General features: G+C 74.3%; 16 protein-coding genes. 8 read left to right on the top strand and 8 right to left on the bottom strand.

What is annotated here, in order from left to right; all coding sequences use genetic code 11:
* Positions 1 to 6 precede the first annotated feature (6 nt).
* The 5 genes from M2302_RS19855 (at position 7) to M2302_RS19875 (ending at position 7,525) form a co-directional block, all read left to right on the top strand.
* The gene (locus M2302_RS19855) at positions 7 to 1,605 is read left to right on the top strand and encodes an MFS transporter (protein ID WP_280839346.1); all 1,599 of its coding nucleotides are present in this window, start codon (positions 7 to 9) and stop codon (positions 1,603 to 1,605) included.
* A 10-nt stretch (positions 1,606 to 1,615) separates the two neighbouring features.
* The gene (locus tag M2302_RS19860; RefSeq protein WP_280839347.1) at positions 1,616 to 2,443 is read left to right on the top strand and encodes a DUF2238 domain-containing protein; all 828 of its coding nucleotides are present in this window, start codon (positions 1,616 to 1,618) and stop codon (positions 2,441 to 2,443) included.
* Positions 2,440 to 3,159, top strand: a complete 720-nt coding sequence (locus M2302_RS19865; RefSeq protein ID WP_280839348.1) for a class I SAM-dependent methyltransferase — start codon at positions 2,440 to 2,442, stop codon at positions 3,157 to 3,159. Before M2302_RS19860 ends, M2302_RS19865 begins: the two co-directional genes overlap by 4 nt.
* A 362-nt stretch (positions 3,160 to 3,521) precedes the next feature.
* Positions 3,522 to 4,418: an alpha/beta hydrolase gene (locus M2302_RS19870; protein WP_280839349.1), complete on the top strand. Its 897-nt coding sequence runs from the start codon at positions 3,522 to 3,524 to the stop codon at positions 4,416 to 4,418.
* A 353-nt stretch (positions 4,419 to 4,771) separates the two neighbouring features.
* Positions 4,772 to 7,525 carry a LuxR family transcriptional regulator gene (locus M2302_RS19875; protein WP_280839350.1) on the top strand — a complete coding sequence of 918 codons (2,754 nt, stop codon included), beginning with the start codon at positions 4,772 to 4,774 and terminating at the stop codon, positions 7,523 to 7,525.
* A gap of 120 nt (positions 7,526 to 7,645) precedes the next feature.
* Here M2302_RS19875 and M2302_RS19880 read toward each other — a convergent pair whose 3' ends face one another.
* Genes M2302_RS19880 through M2302_RS19905 form a run of 6 tightly spaced genes read right to left on the bottom strand, consistent with a single transcriptional unit; the run spans position 7,646 to position 13,640 of the window.
* The gene (locus tag M2302_RS19880; RefSeq protein WP_280839351.1) at positions 7,646 to 8,542 is read right to left on the bottom strand and encodes an STM4011 family radical SAM protein; all 897 of its coding nucleotides are present in this window, start codon (positions 8,540 to 8,542) and stop codon (positions 7,646 to 7,648) included.
* On the bottom strand, positions 8,539 to 9,867 hold the full coding sequence (locus M2302_RS19885; protein WP_280839352.1) for an STM4012 family radical SAM protein: 1,329 nt from the start codon (positions 9,865 to 9,867) through the stop codon (positions 8,539 to 8,541). Before M2302_RS19885 ends, M2302_RS19880 begins: the two co-directional genes overlap by 4 nt.
* Entirely contained in the window at positions 9,861 to 10,664 is an 804-nt protein-coding gene (locus M2302_RS19890; protein WP_280839353.1) for an STM4013/SEN3800 family hydrolase, read from the bottom strand. Before M2302_RS19890 ends, M2302_RS19885 begins: the two co-directional genes overlap by 7 nt.
* Positions 10,652 to 11,752 carry an STM4014 family protein gene (locus M2302_RS19895; protein ID WP_280839354.1) on the bottom strand — a complete coding sequence of 367 codons (1,101 nt, stop codon included), beginning with the start codon at positions 11,750 to 11,752 and terminating at the stop codon, positions 10,652 to 10,654. Before M2302_RS19895 ends, M2302_RS19890 begins: the two co-directional genes overlap by 13 nt.
* A 1-nt stretch (position 11,753) precedes the next feature.
* Positions 11,754 to 12,701 carry an STM4015 family protein gene (locus tag M2302_RS19900; RefSeq protein WP_280839355.1) on the bottom strand — a complete coding sequence of 316 codons (948 nt, stop codon included), beginning with the start codon at positions 12,699 to 12,701 and terminating at the stop codon, positions 11,754 to 11,756.
* 6 nt (positions 12,702 to 12,707) lie between these two features.
* Positions 12,708 to 13,640, bottom strand: a complete 933-nt coding sequence (locus M2302_RS19905; RefSeq protein WP_280839356.1) for an STM4015 family protein — start codon at positions 13,638 to 13,640, stop codon at positions 12,708 to 12,710.
* A gap of 238 nt (positions 13,641 to 13,878) precedes the next feature.
* Between M2302_RS19905 and M2302_RS19910 the strand changes: the two genes are divergently transcribed.
* Entirely contained in the window at positions 13,879 to 15,054 is a 1,176-nt protein-coding gene (locus M2302_RS19910; RefSeq protein WP_280839357.1) for a CoA transferase, read from the top strand.
* Between the two features lie 56 nt (positions 15,055 to 15,110).
* Here the strand turns inward: M2302_RS19910 and M2302_RS19915 are convergent, their stop codons facing one another.
* Positions 15,111 to 15,551: a DUF2809 domain-containing protein gene (locus tag M2302_RS19915; protein ID WP_280839358.1), complete on the bottom strand. Its 441-nt coding sequence runs from the start codon at positions 15,549 to 15,551 to the stop codon at positions 15,111 to 15,113.
* Between M2302_RS19915 and M2302_RS19920 the strand changes: the two genes are divergently transcribed.
* Positions 15,517 to 15,819 carry a CoA transferase gene (locus M2302_RS19920; protein ID WP_280839359.1) on the top strand — a complete coding sequence of 101 codons (303 nt, stop codon included), beginning with the start codon at positions 15,517 to 15,519 and terminating at the stop codon, positions 15,817 to 15,819. The two genes, M2302_RS19915 and M2302_RS19920, sit on opposite strands and share 35 nt — an antisense overlap.
* Before the next feature lie 28 nt (positions 15,820 to 15,847).
* Here M2302_RS19920 and M2302_RS19925 read toward each other — a convergent pair whose 3' ends face one another.
* Positions 15,848 to 16,360, bottom strand: a complete 513-nt coding sequence (locus M2302_RS19925; protein ID WP_280839381.1) for a DUF1877 family protein — start codon at positions 16,358 to 16,360, stop codon at positions 15,848 to 15,850.
* Positions 16,361 to 16,470: 110 nt separating this feature from the next.
* On the opposite strand from M2302_RS19925, the gene M2302_RS19930 reads away from it, so the two are divergent.
* Positions 16,471 to 19,434, top strand: a complete 2,964-nt coding sequence (locus M2302_RS19930; RefSeq protein WP_280839360.1) for a hypothetical protein — start codon at positions 16,471 to 16,473, stop codon at positions 19,432 to 19,434.
* Position 19,435 lies beyond the last annotated feature (1 nt).

Consider the following 19,435-nt stretch of genomic DNA (forward strand, 5'->3'; position numbering starts at 1 on the left):
GTAGCTGTGCCCGAACCGCAGACCGCCACGACGGGTTGGCGGGAGCCCACCCCGCCCAACCCGCCCGCCGCCGCGCCCACCGGGCGGACGACCGTCCGTGGTTCGCACGCGGCGACCCTCGTCGCCATGTGCCTGGGTGCGATGGTCACGTTCCTGCACCTCACCGCGACCGTCTCCGCACTGACCACGATCCAGCGGGACCTGCGGGTCGACCCGACCAGCCTGGTCTGGATCCCCAGCGCCTACACCCTCATGCTGGCCGGCCTCGTGCTCTCCGCCGCCACGCTCGGCAGCCGGTACGGCCGCAAGCGGATGTTCAGTGCCGGTGTCGCCGCCATGATGGCCGGAGCTGCCGTGGTCGCCCTGGCCACCGCCCCCGGCTGGGTCATCGCGGGACAGCTCGTGGCCGGTGCGGGCGGGGCGCTGATCCTGTCGAACAGCCTGGCGATCCTCGGCGTGACGTTCACCGATCCGCACCGCCGTACCGAGGTCATCACCGCCTGGGCGGCGGCGTCCGGCGTCGGGTTGTCGGTGGGCCCGCTCATCGCCGGGGCGCTGCTGGCGCACGTCCACTGGCACGGCGTCTTCCTGTCCACCGTGGTGCTCGGTCTGCTCGCCCTCGCCGTCACCACCCGCTGGGTGGCCGAGTCGCGCCAGCCCACCAGCCGGGTCGACCTGCCCGGCCTGCTGCTGGGCACGCTCGCCGTCGCCGCCGCCGTCTACGCGCTGATCGAGGGCGGTCGCCAGGGCTACACCAGCCCGACGGTGGCGGCCGGGTGGCTCACCGCCGGCGCCGCACTCGTCGCCTTCGTCGTGGTCGAGCTGCGTACCGCCGCGCCGATGCTGGACGTCCGGCTGTTCCGGTCGCCGTCCTTCAGCGCCGTCATGCTCGTCGCCGCCGTGTCGCTGTTCGGCTTCACCGGCGTGTCGATCCTGCTGGTGCTCTTCCACGAACGCGCCCAGGCGCTCAGCCCGCTCGACACCGGCTGGCGGATGCTGGTGCTGTTCGGCCTCTACGCGGTCACCGCCTTCGCCGCCGGTCAGGCGATCCGCCGCACCGGCTTCAAGGCACCGCTCACCCTCGGCCTGCTGCTCGGCGGCCTGGCCAGCCTGGGCCTGTCCACCCACACCCCGGGCACGCCGTTCAGCCAGAGCTGGCCGCTGCTCGCGCTCTTCGGCGCCGCCTGCGGCCTGGTAGCCGCGCCGGCCACCGCGGCGGCGCTGGCCAGCGTCGCGCCTGCGCAGGCGAGCATGGCCGCCGCCGCGGTCAACACCGCCCGCCAGTTCGGCGCCGTGATGGGCGCGTCGCTGCTGGGTACCCTGCTCAGCACCACGCTGATCGCCGACCTGCCGGGCCGGCTCGCCGCCCACGGCGTACCCGAATCGACGCGGACGGCCGTGCAGGCGGCCGTGCGCGCCGGCACCAGCGACACCGCGACGCCGCCCGGGCCGGTGCGGCAGGCTCTCGCCGAGTCCCTGAACGCCGGCGTGCAGGCCGGGCTGCGGGTCAACGGCGTCGTCTTCCTCGCCGCCGCCGTCCTGGCGCTCGCCGTCGTCCGCAACCGGCCGCACCGCCACCAGCCGGCGGCCGACGACCGGCGGTGAGTACCTGGTCATGAGCGCGGGGGTGGTGGCCACCTCGGTGGCCGCCGAGCTGGCCATCACCCACCCGGCCGGGCAGCGGTTCGGGGCCGATCGGATCGGCCGGGCCGCTGCTATCGTCGGCGTCCCGGGCGGCGACCGGCCGGCCCGGCCAGCCACGAAGAGGCGGTCGCCGGTGACCCGAGCACGTGCCCTGCTCCCGCCGGCGCTGTTGGGGGTCGTCCTGGTCGCGCTGGTCGTCTCCGGCATCCGGCCGTACGACCGGCTGACCTGGCTGCTGGAGACGGTGTGGGTGATCGTCGGGATCCCGGTGCTGCTGCTCACCTGGCGCCGCTTCCCACTGACCACACTGCTGTGCTGCCTGCTCGCGGCGCACGCGATCATCCTCATCGTCGGCGGCCACCACACCTACGCGCGTACCCCGGTGGGCAACTGGGTGCGGGACCTGTTCGACCTGTCCCGCAACCCGTACGACCGGCTCGGCCACTTCGCCCAGGGCTTCGTGCCGGCCATCCTGGTCCGCGAGATCCTGGTCCGCCGTTCGCCGTTGCGGGGCAGCCGGTGGCTCGCGCCGCTCGTGGTCTGCGCCTGCCTGGCCTTCAGCGCCCTGTTCGAGATGTTCGAGTGGTGGTCGGCGGTGGTCGCGGGCTCGGCGGCCGACGACTTCCTCGCCACCCAGGGCGACGTCTGGGACACCCAGTGGGACATGTTCCTGGCGCTGGTCGGCGCGATCACCTCGCTCGCCCTGCTGAGCCGCCTGCACGACCGCCAACTCCCGCCGCCGCCCGCCGATCCCCGCCGGTCGCCGGTGGGGCCCGACCAGGCGAGGACGACCGCGTGACGGTCGGTCGCCGGCCGGGCGGCGCACTGCTGGACACCACGGCGCTGGAACGGTCGGCGGTGGTGGCCAACAACGCGATGAACCGCGAACGGCAGCTGGCCGGGGTCAACAGCTACGCCCGGGAGCTGGGCTTCAACCCCGTCGACGTGCTCACCGACCGGCTCGCCGGCGCCGCCGCCAGCGCCGGCTGGCTGGACCTCTGCTGCGGTACGGGCCGGGCGCTGATCCAGGCGGCCGGGCAGCTGCGTCGGGTCGGGTTGACCGAGCGCACCACCCTCGTCGGGGTCGACCTGGTGGACGCCTTCGACCCGGCGCCGACACCGCCGGCGAACCTGCGCCTGGTCTGCGCCTCCGTCGCCACCTGGGCGCCGGACCGGCCGTTCGACCTGATCACCTGCCTGCACGGACTGCACTACGTCGGGGACAAGCTCGCCGTGCTGGCCCGCGCCGCCGACTGGCTGACGCCCGAGGGCCGGTTCGTGGCCGACCTGGACCTGTCCAGCATCCGGCTCGCCGACGGGCGCCCCGCCGGGCGACGCCTCACCGCGCTGCTGGGCAACGCCGGCTTCACCTACGACTCCCGCCGCCGCCGGATCAGCCGCACCGGCCGCCGCGAGGTCCGCCTCCCGTACCGTTTCCTCGGCGCCGACGACCGCGCGGGCCCCAACTACACCGGCCAACCGGCGGTCCACTCCCACTACGCCGAGGAACGCTGACCGTCTCACCGTCCGGCCCCCCCGGCCGGCAACAGCGCCTTCCCGCCCGTCCGCTCGCGGCCATCGGCACCTGAATCGTCGCCGGCTACCTGGGCCGCGAACTCCAGCAGCACTGGCAGGACAACTGATCCACCGGGCGCCGGGGGTGGCTCCGACCGGAGCCGCCCCCGGGCCTGGCCCGCTCGCCGCGTAGGCCGACCGGCTCGCCGGCGGGACCGCCCGTCGCCCCGGCCAGGTCACCGGCCTGCCGCCCGCACCGGCGCAAGCTGCCCCCGGACTGGTGATTTCACCGATGCGGGGGCCACCCGCTCCACCGAACACTGATCCACGTCGATATGCCCCGACTGCAGGGAGTGCCCGACGTGTCATCACCAACCACCACCCGTCCCCGTTCCGCCGCCCGCGCCGCCGGTCTGGCCGTGGCGGCCGCCCTGGCCGCCGTGGGCGGCCTGGCCGCGGCGCCGGCCGCGCAGGCCGCCGACAACCCGTACGAGCGCGGTCCCGCCCCGACCGTCGCTCTCCTGGAGGCCAGCCGCGGTCCCTTCGCCACCGCGTCGCAGAGCGTTTCCTCGCTCAGCGTGACCGGCTTCGGTGGGGGAGTCATCTACTACCCGACCAGCACCAGCGAGGGCACCTTCGGGGCCATCGCCATCTCGCCCGGCTACACCGCCGCCTGGTCCAGCATCAGCTGGCTCGGTCCGCGGCTCGCCTCGCACGGCTTCGTGGTGATCGGCATCGAGACCAACAGCCGCCTCGACCAGCCGGACAGCCGCGGCCGGCAACTGCTCGCCGCCCTCGACTACCTGGTGCAGCGCAGTTCGGTGCGGAGCCGGATCGACGGCACCCGGCTGGCCGTCGCCGGCCACTCGATGGGCGGCGGGGGCAGCCTGGAGGCCGCCGTCTCGCGTCCGTCGCTGCAGGCCGCCGTGCCGCTCGCCCCGTGGAACCTGGACAAGAGCTGGTCCGACGTTCGGGTGCCGACGCTGATCATCGGCGGCGAGAGCGACAGCGTCGCGCCGGTCTCGTCGCACTCGGAGCCGTTCTACAGCAGCATCCCGGCCTCGTCCGAGAAGGCCTACCTGGAGCTCAACGGGGCGAGCCACTTCTTCCCGCAGTCGGTGAACACCCCCACCGCCCGGCAGATGGTGGCCTGGTTGAAGCGGTTCGTCGACAACGACACCCGCTACGAGCAGTTCCTCTGCCCGGGCCCGAGCGGCCTGGCGATCGAGGAGTACCGCAACACCTGCCCGAGCGCCTGACGCTTCCCCGGGGCGGCCGCCGACCGGCGGCCGCCCCGCCGTGTCCGGCCCCGGCCGCCCCGCCCCGCCGGGGCCGAGTCGGCCGGGCCGCTTCCCGCCGGCCGGCAGCCGTCCCGGCACGGCGGAACGGCTCGACGGTGCCCGGCAGACCTCAAAAGACGCACTCGCAGTGCCGACATCCGCCGCTATCCCGGCGGGAGGACGCCTCGCTCGCCTCGGGCGCCGGGCGGGCCTCCGCCCGCCGTGATTCGCGGCGGTCGCAGCCCTGCTGGCCAACCGATCGACGCCGCCCAGCGGACAGCGCGCACCAGTCAACTCTTTCCAACAGGTTTCCGATAAGTGACAATCGATGGATGGTTACTGCATCAACAGTGCAATTAACCGTGCTGCGGGGCCGCGACGACGAGTGCGCCGCGATCCGGCGGCTGCTGACCGACCTGCCCGGCGGCGGGGGAGCGCTGCTTCTCCAGGGCGAGCCCGGCTCCGGCCGGACCGCCCTGGTCGACTACGCGCACCGGCACGCCGACGGGTGCACCGTCCTGGCCGGCGTCGGCCTCGCCGAGGAGGCGGCGCTGCCGTACGCGGGACTGCAACGGCTGCTGGAACCGGTGCTGGACCGGGCCCGCGCCCTGCCCGAGCAGCAACGACGGGTGCTGCGGCGCGCGCTGGCCGGCACGGGCTGCCCGGCCCACCGGCGCCTGGCCCTGTCCATGGCCGTGCTCGGGCTGCTCGCCGCCGCCGCGCGGGACCGCCCCGTGCTGTGCACGATGGACGACGTCGACCGGGGCGACCAGCCGACCGCGGAGGTGTTGGCGTTCGTCGCCCGGCGCCTGCGCCACCGGCGGGTGGCCGTCCTGCTCACCACGGCGACGGACGTTCCCCTCGGGGGGGTACCCGGTCACCGGCTCCGCCCGCTCGACGACCGCGCCAGCGCCGCGCTGCTCGCCGACCGGCTGACCGGACAGCCGGTGGCCCCGCCGGTGGCGGCGGTGCTCGGCGCGGTCGCCGGGGGCAACCCGCAGGCCCTGGTCGACCTCGCCGGCGTGCTCACCCCCGGCCAGTGCCGGGGCGAGGAGCCGGCGCCCGCGGCGCCGCCGACCGACGGGGGGCTGGGTCGCGCCTACCGGAGCCGCCTGGAGCGGCTGCCGGCCGAGACCCGGCGCGTCCTGCTGCTCGCCGCGCTGGACGAGGAGGGCGAGCCGGGCACCCTGCTCCGGGTGGCGCGGGCCGCCGGCACGACCGTCGAGGCGCTGGCCCCGGCCGAACTCGCCGGTCTGCTCCGCGTCGAACCGGGCCGGGTCACCTTCCCGCAGCCCCTGGCCCGCGCCATGGTGCGCGGCGCGGCACCACTGGGCGAGCGTCGCGCCGCGCACCTGCTGCTCGCCGGGGCGCTCGACGGTCCCGGTCAGCGGCTGCGCCGGGCCCTGCACCTCGCCGCCGCGGCGGAGGGCCACGACCCGGCCCTGGCCACGGAACTGGAGCAGGCCGCGGCCGACGACGGGGTCGGCGGCGACGCCGCCTCGGCAGCCCTGCAACGCGCCGCCGAGCTCACCGACGACCCGGCCCGCGCCGCCGCCCGGCTGGTGGCCGCCGCACGGTACGCCTGGTCGGCCGGCCGGTCCCACCGCGCCCGCCTGTTGTTGAAAAACCTTCCCGCCGTCGCCGAGCCGACCGTGACCGGGCGGGCCGCACTGCTGCGCGGCGAACTGGACCTGCGGGGCGGTCGCGCCCGGTCCGGGCTGACCGCGCTGCTGGCCGCCGCGGACACGCTGACGGGCACCGACCGCGCGCTGGCCCTCGGCGCGCTGGTCCGCGCCGGCGAGGGGGTCTGCTTCTCCGGCGACCAGTACCGCTACGCCGAGGTGGCCCGGCGGGCGGAGCCGCTGCGCCGCCCCGACGACCCACCCGCGACGGAGCTGCTCAGCGCCTACGTCGCCGGGGTGGCGGCGACGCTGCGTGGCGACCACGAGCGGGCCGGGCCGGCGCTGCGCCGCGCGGTGGTCCTCGGTGGACACCTGGCCGGGCCGGCGCTCACCCCGGCGGCGCTGACCTGCGCGGCGGCGGCCGGCCTGCTGGTGGCCGTGGACGCCGCGGCGCACCGGCTCGCCGAGCGCGCCGTCGAGCTGGCCCACCACCGTGGGGAGCTGTCCGCCCTGCCGCGCGCCCTGGAACTGCGGGCGGCCGCCGAGTACTGGCTGGGTCGGCACGACGCCGCGGCGGACACCTCGCGGGAGGGACTGCGGATCGCCCGCGACACCGGTCAGGACAACTGGGCCGGGGTGCACCTGGGCATGCTGGCGGTGCTCGCCGCGGTTCGCGCCGATCGGGACACCAGCCTGCGCCGGATCCGCGAGATCGGCGAGAACCCGGGCGGGCACAGCCGGCCGCGCGCCCTCGCCCAGTGGGCGCTGGCCGTGCTCGACCTGGCCGCCGGTCGACACGCCGCCGCCGCGGCGCGGCTGACCGCGCTGGCCCGGCCCGGCACCGGCCGGGGGCAGGTGCTCGTCCAGGTGATGGCCACCCCGTACCTGGTCGAGGCGGCCGCCGCTGGCGGAGACCGGGCGGCGGCCGGCGCCGCGCTCGCCGTCTTCGACCGGTGGGCCAGCAGCACGGCGAGCCCGTCACGCCGGGCGCTCTCCGCGCGCTGCCACGCCCTGCTCGCGCCCCGGGGCAGCGCCGAGGCCGAGCGGGAGTTCCGGGCCGCGCTGCGGCTGCACCCAACCGACGCCGGCGCGTTCGAGCGGGCCCGCACCGAGCTGCTGCTCGGCCGCGAGCTGCGGCGCAGCCGGCGACCCCGGGACGCGCGGGAGCACCTGCACGACGCCCGGGAGGCGTTCACCCTCATCGGGGCGACCACCTGGGCGGAGCAGGCCGCCGCCGAGCTGCGGGCGGCCGGGGAGTCGGTCGGCGCGCCGGACCCGTCGGCCGCCCGCCTGCTGACCGGACAGCAGCTGCGGATCGCCCAACTGGTCGCCGAGGGCGCCACGAACCGGGAGATCGCCGCGCGGATGTTCCTCTCCACCCGCACCGTCGACCATCACCTGCGCAACATCTTCCACCGGCTCGGCATCCGCTCCCGGACCGAGCTGGCCCGCGCCCTCTCGTGACGCCGCCGGCAGGTCGGCGTCGCCGGCACCCCGACGGCCGCCGTCCCCAGATTCGCCCTGCCCGACGGCCGATGCTGTCACCGACGCAGCCGTCCACGGCGCTCAGCACCGGCGTGACAATCAGGCCGGAGGCGGCGACAAGGGGGCGGTCGGCGCGGGTGGGCGTACCGGGGGCCAGGCGGCCGGGATGCGTTCCAGCAGTCCGCCGGCGAAGACGTCGCGCAGCCCGAGCGGCTTGAGGTGGACGTACCCGATGTGGCAGTCGCAGATCGCGTTGACGCACGGCCGGGGCCGCAGGACGGCCCGCCACGACCCGTCGTACAGGTTGCCGATCGGGGCGGGGACGAAGTGGCAGCGGCGTATCGTGCCGTCGCCGAGCACGGAGATGGCCGTCTCGCCGGCGTGACAGGGCCGACCCAGCGACAGGTGCGGCCGGACGCTGTACCCGAAGTGCGGGTCCAGCTCCGTCCAGGTCGCCTCCTCGGCGGCGGAGTAGCGCCGTCCCTCGGCGGCGTTCACCCACAGGTAGACCTCGGCCGAAAGGGCGGCGCGCAGCGCCCGCGCCTCGTCGAGGTGCTCCGGCAGGCCGACCACCCCGACCGAGTACCGGATGCCCAGCTCCGACAGGCGGGCGCAGCGCGCCAGGAACCGCTCCCGGCCGACCTGGCCGGGGTGGTACGTCGTCCACAGGGCGGCGGAGCGGGCGTCGGCGTCGGCCAGCCAGTCGACGCGGGTGGCGAGGTTGGTCTGGATGACCACCCGGTCCACGTGCGGCAGGTGGGACAGCGACATCATCGCCTCCCGGTACCAGCGGCGGGTCAGCCCCTCGCCCCACGGCGTGAACAGCACCGACAGCCGCAGGTCGCGGGTCGACGCCACCCAGTCGGTGAACCTCGCCAGCGCGGCCCGATCCTCCCGGAGCAGCTCCGGCGGGTCGTGCCGCTTGGCGAACGGGCAGTACGGGCAGTCGTAGTTGCAACTGGCCAGCGGCCCGCGGTAGAGGATCGCCAGGTTCACCGGGGCACGTACCCGGTCATCGCCGCGCGGACCTCGGCGGAGGTCAGCCAGGGGCCGACGGCGTCGGAGCGGGCCAGGCCGGCCGGCGTGAGCCGCAACCCGCCGTCGTCGGCCCAGCCGCGCGCGACCAGCATGCCGAGCTGAGGAAAGTCGTCGGCGGGTGGGCGGCCGAAGCGCGCCCGGTAGGCGACCGGGTCGACGCCGTCGGCGCGCAGCAGCGACTTGAGCAGCCACCGCCGGCGCTGCTCGGTGTCGTCGAGGCGGTACCCGAACTCGGCGTGCCGGAAGTCCTCGGCCGGTCGGGCCAGGTAGTCGTCGAGCACCGCGCGCACCTGCGACACGCTGACCGCGTAGTCGAAGGAGTAGTGCAGCGAGGTGGTGTAGGAGCGGGCGCCACAGCCCAGGCCGACCATGCCGTCGTCCTGGCAGCAGTAGTCCGGGCCGTCCGGGACCGGCGCGTCGGCGCGGCGGAACTGCCGCATGGACTCCTGCCGGTACCCGGCCGCGCCGAGCGTCTGCACCGCCTGCTCGTACAGGGCGAGCCGCTGGGCGTCCCAGTCGGCGCGCCCGTGCGCCCGGCGGCCCAGCCCGGTGAGCGGCCGGACGTACAGCGGGTAGAGGTAGAGCTCCTCGGGCCGCCAGGCCAGCGCCGCGTCCAGGCTGGCCCGCCAGGTGTCGGCGGTCTGCCCGTCGATGCCGTAGATGAGGTCGATGTTGAGCACCGGGATCCGGGCGTCGCGGATCGCGGCGAGCGCGGCCTCCACCTCGGTGCGGCGCTGGGGGCGGCCGGCGGCGCGGGCCTCCGCGTCGAGGAAGCTCTGCACGCCGATGCTCACCCGGGTGGCGCCGTGCGCGGCCAGCACCGCCAGCCGGTCCGGGGTCGCGGTGGCCGGCGAGGTCTCCACCGACAGGGGTACGCCCGGCAGCCGGGCGCCCACCGTGCCGGTGGCGATGTCGAACAGCTCGGTCAGCTCGTCGGCGGTGAGGTAGGTGGGGGTGCCACCGCCGAGCGCGGCCCGGGCGTACCCGGCGTCGTCGCCGAGCGCGTCGGCGACCTGCTCGGCCTGCCGGCGCAGCTGCCGCAGGTAGGCGCTGACCTGTTCCTCCGGTGCGTTGGCCCGGGTGAACAGGTTGCAGAAGCCGCAGCGCATCTCGCAGAACGGCACGTGGAGGTAGAGGAAGAGCGCCTCCCGCGGCTCGGCCCGCCACACGTCGGCCAGCAACGGCCGGGGCCGCAGCGCCCGGTAGGACGTCTTGTGCGGGTACGCGTACAGGTACTGCTGGTACGGCGAGCCGTCGAGGCTCGGGTCGGTGCTGGTCACCATTCTCCCGGGTGCAGGGTGAAGTGGGCGTACGGGACGGTCCACACCACGTCGTGGCCGATCCGGTGGCCGGTGTGGCCGTCCTCGCCGTAGGCGGTGCCGTGATCGGAGCAGATGATCGTGAACACCGGCCGGCCCCGCCCGGTGAGCAGGGCGAACAGCCGACCGATCCGCCCGTCGACGTACTCCAGGGCGGCGGCGTGGCTGGCCAGGTCGTCGACCTCGGCGCCGGGCAGGTGATGGCGGTTGGGCTGGTGCAGGGCGGCGACGTTGAGGAAGGTGAACAGCGGCTGCCGCGCCGGCACCCGGGGCAGCACCTCGGCCAGCCGGTCGAGCTGGGCGTCCAGGCAGGTCGGGGAGGTGACCCCGAACTCCGGCTCCCAGTGCGCCTCGGCGAACAGGCCGGGCAGCACCGCGCCGAGGGGGCTGCGCCGGTTGAAGAAGCCCACCCCGCCCAGGCAGAGCGTGTGGTAGCCGACGTCGGCGAGGGCGGTCGGCAGGTCCGGCGCGTCGAACACCCAGGTGTCGGCGCCGGCGGTCTCGCTGCCGGGGAACGCCGCCGCGTACAGCCGCTCGTGCCGGCCGGGGCCGGTCGGGGTGGGCAGGAAACCGGCGAAGAAGGCGTGGTGCGCGGCGTAGGTGAAGCTGGCGGGGGAGTGCCGTCGTTCCCACCGTCCGCCTGGCAACGCCCGGGCGAGCGTCGGGGTGCGCCCCGTCGCGGCCAGTTCGGCGGCCACGTCGTGGCGCAGCGTGTCGAGGGTGACCAGGAGCAGGTCGTGGCTGCCGATCAGACCCCGCACGGGGCCACCTCCCGGGCCACCGGGCCGGCTGCGGCCCGCCACCGCTCCCACCCGCCGCCGGTCAGCGCGTGCACCTGCTCGGCGTAGGTGTCCCGCCCGCCGGCCAGCACCCCGGGCAGCAGGTCACCGAACGCGTTGACCTCGGCGACGGCGTGCCGGCGCCAGCCGACCAGGAACATCAGGTCAACGCCGACGTGCAGCGAGGTGGGGAAGCAGGCGGCCACCCGCTCGCACGTCTCCATCGCCGCCGACCACGCCGCCGCCCCGGCCGCTGCCCGCAGCTCGGCCAGGTCACCGCGTGCGTTGCCGAGGTGCAGGTTGGTCAGTGGCCCTCGGGCGGCGCGGACCACCGCGTGGGTGGGCCGCCCGGCGATCACCACCACCCGCAGGTCGACCACCCGGTCGCGCAGCCCGGCCTTGGGCAGCCACCGCTCCACGTGCAGCCCGTCCGGGGCGAGCCGGTCGACGATCCCGGCGATCTCCGCCTCGTCCCGGTAGTGGCGCAGGCGCAGCGAGTTGAACAGCCCGTCGGGTGTCGCCTCGACGGTGGTGACCGCCTGCACGCCCCGGGGGCCGACGGCGAGGGCGATCACCCCGGCGGCGGACGAGCCGTGCGCGGGCTTGACGAAGACCCGGCTCCAGCCGGCGGCCGTCATCGCCTCCCGCAGCCCCGCGTACCCGCGCACCGGGGGCAGCGCGGCCGGCACGGGCACGCCGGCGGCCGAGAGCAGTGCGTGGCAGCGCCGCTTGTCGCAGAGCACCGCGACGTCCCGCGGCGGGTTGAGCAGGATCGCGCCACCCGCCGCGATTCGGCCCAGGGCGTCCACCAGCCCGGCGTACGTGTCGGCGAGGCCGATCAGCTCGCCGTGCCGGGCCGGGGTGGCGGCGCGGCGCAGCAGCCGGTCGACCTCCGGGTCCTCGCCGGGCGAGTCCACCCGCACCAGGGTGCCCGCCGCCGGGGGCGCCGCCCCGGTCAGCACGTTGACCCAGGGCAGCACCGTTGGTGCCGGCAGGCCGGCGGCGAGCAGCGCCCCGGTGAACAGGGCGACCCGTCGGTTGTCGGGGTTGCCGACCACGGTCAGTCGCATGTCACTCCGACACCGCCGTGTACCGGTAACTCTCGCCGTCGTACTCGTCGGCTTCCTGCGCCTCGGAGGCGTCCACCCGGACGCCCGGCAGCGCGGCGACCACCGACGCGGCCGTCTCGTCGGACAGGTAGTGGTGGTGCAGATCCAGCTCCGCCAGGTGGGCCAACGACCCGCCGGCGAGCAGCGCCGCGGCCCCGGCGTCGCCGAGCGTGCCCAGGGACAGGTCCAGGCGTTCCAGCCGGGCCACCACCGGCGCGGTCGCCAGCGCCGCCGCCAGGTCGTCGGCGATCTCCGCATTGCGCAGCCCCAGCCGGCGCAGCCGCGGGAACCGCTCACCGGCCAGCAGCGGCCCCAGGTCCGGCACGGCCGTGTCGCCGCCGTAGTCCGGGGTGCCGAGCCACAGCTCCAGGTCGGTGAGGGCGGGCAGCTCGGAGTCGAGCACCGCGGCGACGAACTCCCGGGGCAGGCCGCCGCTCTCCACCGCCAGTTCCCGCAGCCGCTCGTGCCGGACGGGGGAGAAGGCGATGTCGTCGCCGCCGCGCACCCGGAGCACCTCCAGCGCCGGATAGGCCGCCAGCAGGGGGCTGACGTCACCCACCTTCATCCAGGAGACCTCACACTCCTCACTGGTCATGTCGCCGAGGAACAGCGCCCGCAGCGCGGGCAGGCGCGACGCCAGCTCGCAGAGCTGCGCGACGGGCGCGTGGTTGAACGCCGCGTAGCCCCACGCGCCGATGACCAGGGACTCGACGGACGGCCCGGCCTGCGCGACGAACCGGTCGAAGGCCGCCCGGAACTCCTCGGAGAGCTTGTACTCCGCCGTCTCGTCGAAGTGCCAGTAGGAGAACCGCCACGAAACCGGACCCGGCACCTCGGGCAGCGGGCCGTCGGCGGGGACGTCCACGACCGGCCGGCCGGCGAAGGTACGCGCGTGGGAACTGAAGGTCATCCTCGCTCACTCTCCGACCGCGGTGTAGCGGTAGTGCCGGCCGCGGTACTCCTCGACGGTCTGCGGGTCGGAGACGTCGACCCGGACGCCGGGCAGGGCCGCGACGAGGCGCTCCCGGCACTGCTCGGACAGGTAGTGGTGGTGCAGATCGAGGCGGCGCAGGTGGGTCAGCGGCTGGCCGGCCAGCAACGCCTCGGCGCCCTCGTCGGTGAGCACCCCCATCGACAGGTCGAGCACCTCCAGCCGCGGCACGACCGGCGCGGTGGCGGTCGCCGTGGCCACCGGATCGGCGATCTCGGCGTTGCAGAGCGCCAGGTGCCGCAGCTTCGGCAGGTTGTCGCCGGCCAGCACCGGCGCCAGGTCGGCGACGGTCGAGTCCCCGCCGTACTCCGCGCGGCCGAGCCACAGGTCCAGCCTTTCCAGCGCCGGTAGCTCGCTCCCGCCGATCGCCCGGGACACCGCCCCGGGCAGCCCGCCGGACTCGACGACCAGCTCCCGCAGCCCGGTGTGCCGGACCGGGTCCAGGCACAGCCCCTGCGCGCCGCGCACCCGCAGCACCTCCAGCGACGGGTACGCCGCCAGCAGCGGGGTGATGTCGCCGTGGGTCAGCCAGGAGATCTCACACTGCTCGCCTACCAGGTCGGCGAGGAAGACCGCCCGCAGCCCGGTCCACTGCGCGGCCGCCTCGACCAGCAGGTCGACCGGGAGGGCCCGCTCGTACGCCTCCCCCCACTCACCGACCACCAGGGCCCGGACCGTCTCGGGCGGCACCTCGTCGCGCAGGGCCCGGACCAGGTCGACGAACTCCCCGGGCTCCGCGTCGAAGTCCTCGACCTCCAGCCGCCACGCCACCGCCGTCGGATCCTCCGGCAGGGTCATCCGCGGTGTGAACGGCACCACCGGCAACCCGGCGAACGACGACGCGTGGGAGTGAATCACACCAACCTCCGGTCCGACTGCGGCAACGGCGGCGCGACCGTAACAGGCCCGACCGACACGATGATCAGCACGGGCCGGGTCGGGCGCGTGCCACCGCCGCCGATCCGATGTGGACCTCTCTGCTCCGGTGCCGGCGCGGCCTCCGGTGTGCCATGGTGTCCTCCATCCCGTGGGCGAGCGGCACCGATGCGCACCGAGGCCGTGGCAACGCCATCCATGGCGGGGTAGGGGAGAGGCGATGGGGGAGCAGCGCACCGGACCGCTCGAGGGCGTCCTCGTCGCGGACTTCTCGCGCATCCTCGCCGGGCCGTACGCGACGATGCTCCTGGCCGACCTCGGCGCCGAGGTGATCAAGGTGGAGGGGCCCGGCGGGGACGACACCCGGGCCTGGACGCCGCCGGCACGCGAGGGGGTCTCCACCTACTACCTCGGCGTGAACCGCAACAAGCGCTCGATCGCGCTCGACCTCGGCGACCCCGACGACCTGGCCGTCGCGCGGGAACTCGCCCGCCGCGCCGACGTCATGATCGAGAACTTCCGCCCCGGTAGCCTGCGCCGCTTCGGCCTCGACTACGACAGCGTGGCGGCCGGCAACGAAGGAATCGTCTACGCCTCCGTCAGCGGCTTCGGCGCCCACGGCGGAGCGCACCTGCCCGGCTACGACCTCATGGTCCAGGCGGCGTCGGGCCTGATGAGCCTCACCGGCGACGCCGACGGCCCGCCGTACAAGGCCGGCGTCGCCGTGTTCGACGTGATCGCCGGCCTGCACGCGGCGGTCGGCATCCTCGCCGCCCTGCACCACCGGGCCCGCACCGGTGTCGGCCAGCACGTCGAGGTGAACCTGCTCTCCTCGGCGCTGTCCGGACTGGTCAACCACACCAGCGGGTACGTCGCCGGCGGCGCGGCCCCGTACCGGATGGGCAACGCCCACCCGAGCCTCTTCCCGTACGAGCCGTTGCCCACCGCCGACGGCGACCTCGTCGTCATCGCCGGGAACGACGGCCAGTTCCGCCGGCTGTGCCAGGTGCTCGGCCTACCCGAACTGGCTGACGACCCCCGGTTCGGGCGCAACCAGGACCGCACCGTGCACCGGGACGCCCTGCGCCCGATCCTGGTGGCGCGGTTGACCCGGCGGAGCCGGGACGAGTGGTTCCGCGACCTCACCGCTGCGGGCGTGCCGTGCGCCCCGATCACCACCGTCGACGGCGGCGTCGCGCTGGCCGAGCAGCTCGGGCTCGACCCGGTGGTCACGGTCGGCGGCGTGCCCGGCGTCCGGCACCCGATCGGCTTCTCCGAAACCCCGCCCCGCTACGACCTGCCACCGCCTGGCCTCGACGAGCACGGTGACGACATCCGCGCCTGGCTGACCGCCAGAGCATCCCCGCCCGGTCCCGCAGGGGGCGCCGCACGCTGACACAGTGGATGACGACGAGCCTGCCCGACGACTCGATGTGCGGTCCCGGCAGACGATCAGTCAGACATGCCACCGGCTTGGGCAGAGCCCTCCCGCTGCCCGCGAGGCGTGAGCGGGACGCCACCGGCTACCAGTCGGTGGAGTGCGGCCAGCGGGATCACCCCGACCGGGTACCAGAGCAGATCGACCGGATCGAACTGGACCCCGAGCGCCAGCCGCGCGACCAGACTCCGGGCCGACAAATCCGCCGGCACCCCGGTGAGCTGGGCGCATTCCACCATCCAGCAGAACAGCACCGCGAACACCCCGACCGGCGCCGGCGCCATCCGCGGCCACAGGAACAGCACTCCCGCCCACACCATCGACGCGTACAGGGCGGTGCCGGAGTACTGGCGCACCGGGCCGTCGTCGACGGCGCGGATGGCCAGGGCCACGCCGAGGAAGAGCGCCGCCGCCACCGGCATGAACAGCCGGACCGTCTTCGGCGTGATCGACATTTCGGGGATACTAGTCACCGCACGTTCCAGGGTGCCGCCCCGATGGACGCAGCCGAGGGGCGGCGCGGCGGCAGAGGGCCGCTCGGAGGGGCTTCGCCCCCGGTTCGGGCGCACCCAGGACCGCACCGTGCACCGGGACGCCCTGCGCCCGATCCTGGTCGCGCGGTTGGCCCGGCGGACCCGGGACGAGTGGTTCCGCGACCTCACCGCCGCGGGCGTACCGTGCGCCCCGATCACCACCATCGACGGCCGAGTCGAGCTGGCCTGACTCTCGTCCCCGTGATTCGTGACCGTCCCTAGTCGAGCCAGCAGATGACGGCGTCGCCCGCCCGCGCCGCCGCCGCGAAGAACCGCTGCGCGTACGGCAGGTGGTGCGTCACCCACGACAGCTGGTCCGGCCGGTCCCAGACCTGCGGGTAGATGTCGGCGCGCGTCAGCTCGGCCTGGTCCACGCCGCGGCTCAGGTCGTCCTCGGTGAGGCCGCCGAGCGTCGCGGCGGCTTCGGCCACCTGCTCCGGCGTCAGGTAGCGGGGTGGCCCGTAACCCCAGTCGTGCTCCGAATCCTCCGTTATGTCGTCCTCGTCCGCCGCCTCCGGCGTCTCGACGAACGCCTCGGCCCCGTACACGATCGGCAGCTCGACGCCGTGCCGGTCGAGGAGGAAGTCGAAGGCGTGCCAAGCCTTGCCGGTGCCGTCGACGCGCTCGCCCTCACCGTCCATGGCCGCCTGCGCGAAGTCGTACGCCCAGTTCAGGTCGTCCTTCGCGCGCGCCAGCTCTGCCGGGGTTACCCGCAGCCAGTTCCCGTTCATGCTCACGGGGCGGCAGCCTAGGTGCCGGGTCCGACGCCGCAGCGTCAGTGCCGGAGATTGTGGCACCAGTCGAGTACGATCCCTGCGAGATCCCGTCGAACGGAGCGCGGATGACCGATCAGCGCACTCTCCACATCGGCACGATCGGCAAGCTGAGGTTCGGTCAGGACGTCGCCGAGTACGACGAACGCCTCGACTCCTACTTCCTCCGCACGGGCACGTACTGGGCGCTCGTGCACGACGAGACCGACCTCGTCATCGGCGCGAAGGGAACCGGCAAGAGCGCCATCGCGCGGTTTCTGACCCGCCCCGACGCCGACATCGAGCAACTCGCCGACGTCATCATCATGCCCGCCTTCAACATCCGCGGCTCGATCCTGTTCAAGCGGCTCACCAACCAGATCGACGCCGACGACGAGGCGGTCTACCGCGAGCTCTTCCTGGCGTACATGGTCGGCCTGGCCGGCAACTACATCATCAGGACCTTCGCCGAGGCCGTCAGCGTCGGCTCGCTGCACAACGGCATGCGCAGCTGCGGGCTGCTGGTGCAGGAGCCGACCCCGCACACCGTGTGGCGGCGGGTGCTGAGCCGGGTGCGTCCGAAGCTCGAAACGACCATCACCATCTCGGAGGCGGAGACGGACCGCAGCCGCGTGGCACGGCCGCTGGACGAGTCGGGTACGTCGGGTGGGGCGGCGGAGCCCGTCACGCTCGAAACCCTTGAGGGACTGCTCGACCTCATCTACGAGGCACTGGAGCAGTTGGACCTGCGCCTGTGGATCCTGTTCGACCGGCTGGACGAGGCGTTCCCCGACCGCCGCGACATCGAGGTCTCGGCGCTGCGCGGCCTGCTGCGGGCACACCTCGACGTGTGCAGCTACGGCACCCGGATGCGACCGAAGCTGTTCCTGCGCCTCGACATCTTCGACCGCATCACCCAGAACGAGGGGTTCGTCAACGCGACCCACCTGCGCACCACGCGGATCCTGTGGGACTCGGACTCCATCCTGCACCTGATCTCCCTGCGCATCACCGCCGGCAGCGACGAACTGGTGGACCCGGCGGTCAGGAACATGCTGACCACCTCGGCCGGACGCCGCAAGCTCTGCCGCAGCATCCTGCCCGGGCGCGTCGAGAACCTGGACCCGCTGGTCTGGCTGCTGCTGGTCACGGTGGACGCCACCCGGGAGTTCAACCCGCGCAACGTGCTGACGCTGCTGCGCAGCGCCCAGATCGCGGAGATCCAGATCGCGATGCGGGACCGGTCGCCGGGGGCGGCGAAGGACGCGGACCTGTTCCTGTCGCCGCGGGCGCTGCATGTCGGCTACAAGCAGCTGTCCGTCGCCCGGCTTCAGGACACGTTGTACGCGGAGAGCACGATCGCCCGGACGTACATCGAAAAGCTGCGCGGCAAGACGGTCCGGTTCACCCGGGAGAAGATCTCGGACCGACTGGGTGTCGACGGGGAGGAATTGGAGGAGGTCCTCACCGTCCTGCGGTACGTCGGCTTCCTGCGCAACGACAACGGATCCTTCATCATCCCGCCCCTGTACCGTCCGGCGTTCTTCCGCTCCATCCACGGAGCCGAGCTGCGGCTGGGGGCGGGGGAGGCGAGCGAGCTCGACGGGTTCGCGGAGACCGACGAGCGCGACCCGGTGGCTCGGGAGCTCATGGAGGAGGAATCCGAGCAGGATTCCGACCCGTCGGAGCAGCCTTCCGTCCCGGCGCCGCGGCGGCGGGGTAAGCGGGCGCGACCGAAGCGGGGTTCCACCGGGCGTGACGAACTCGTTCCCAGCAATACGCCGTCGGAGATCAGCGACCAGCAGGACTTCGCCGAGGAGTTGGGGAACGCGCTCGGCGGCGACGTCGACCTGCGCCCCAAGTCGGTGGCCACGGCCGAGTCCGGCGACGCGGCGGACCCCGTACCCCGTGTCCAGCGGGTCCCGCTCGGCGGGCCGAGCGCGGGGGCCTGGGCCGCCAGCCACGCCCGGGACCTGGGCGAGCAGGGGGACCCGGTGGGCGGCTTCCACCTGCTCTACCCGCACCGGACGTCCCATGACGGAGCCGCCTGCGTGGCAGCGGATCTCGCCTATCTGTCGGCCGACCCGACGATCATCGGGCTCGCCAAGGAGATGCTCCAGAGTGGGGACCGCCAGCGGTCCTGGCCGGCCCGGGCGCGGCTGCTGGTGCTCGCCATCGCCACGGACGACGAAGGACTGATCGCCGCCCTGCTCCGAGCCACCAGCAAGAGGTTCGCCCAGGAGATCTCGATCGCCGTGGTGCGGATGGTCAGTCAGGTCCCCGAGAAAGAGGCGGAATTCTGGCACCGCAGCCTCCTGGCGGTCAGTACGCCGACCTCGCCACCGTCGGCCCTGCGGTCGATGTGGCCGCTCCTGGCGGCCTCCCGCGTGATGGCGATCGGCCGTGCCTCGTGGGAGCGTGGAGTTGGCGACGTCGCCGCCGACGTCCGCGCGCTGCGGGAGCGGATCTGGGCAGGGGAGCTCTGGCACTCCAGCGTGCGGCACGTCGAGGGCTTCCTGTACGCCTACGCCTCCGGTGGCCCGACGTCGACCGTCCCGGTCCTCCTGCCGTATCAGATCCTCTCCTGCGCCTCGGTGATCGAGAGCGCCGGTCGCCTGACCCCGGCCCTGCGGGCGGGGATCGCCAAGTCGCTCGGCACCCAGCTCGAGGGCACCGACGACCGCAACCGTGAGCGGTTCCTCGAGTGGGTGCAGTACTGCCCCATCGTGCTGGAGGTGGAGCTGCCCGGCCCGGAGGTCAGGAGGACGGCCCAGCCGGGCGGCTCGACGTCGGTCCGTGGCGCGGCGAAGGCACCGGACCCGGAAATCTGCGACTTCGTCGTCAAGGTGATTCAGGATGGGCTCTTCGAAGGGGCGTCGACCATGTTGCTGTCGCAGCTCGGCAGCCGGCTCCTGGCTCGGTCGCCCGGATTCAACTACCGCGCACTGGGCTTCGCTTCGCTACTCGAACTGGTCAACGCGGTGGCCGAGGCGGACCAGCGGATAACGGTGGGGAAGAACGACGATGGGCACCCGTTCGCCGCGCTCGCCTGAC

The sequence above is a fragment of the Micromonospora sp. A200 genome (assembly GCF_029893845.1).
Lineage (GTDB): Bacteria > Actinomycetota > Actinomycetes > Mycobacteriales > Micromonosporaceae > Micromonospora > Micromonospora purpureochromogenes.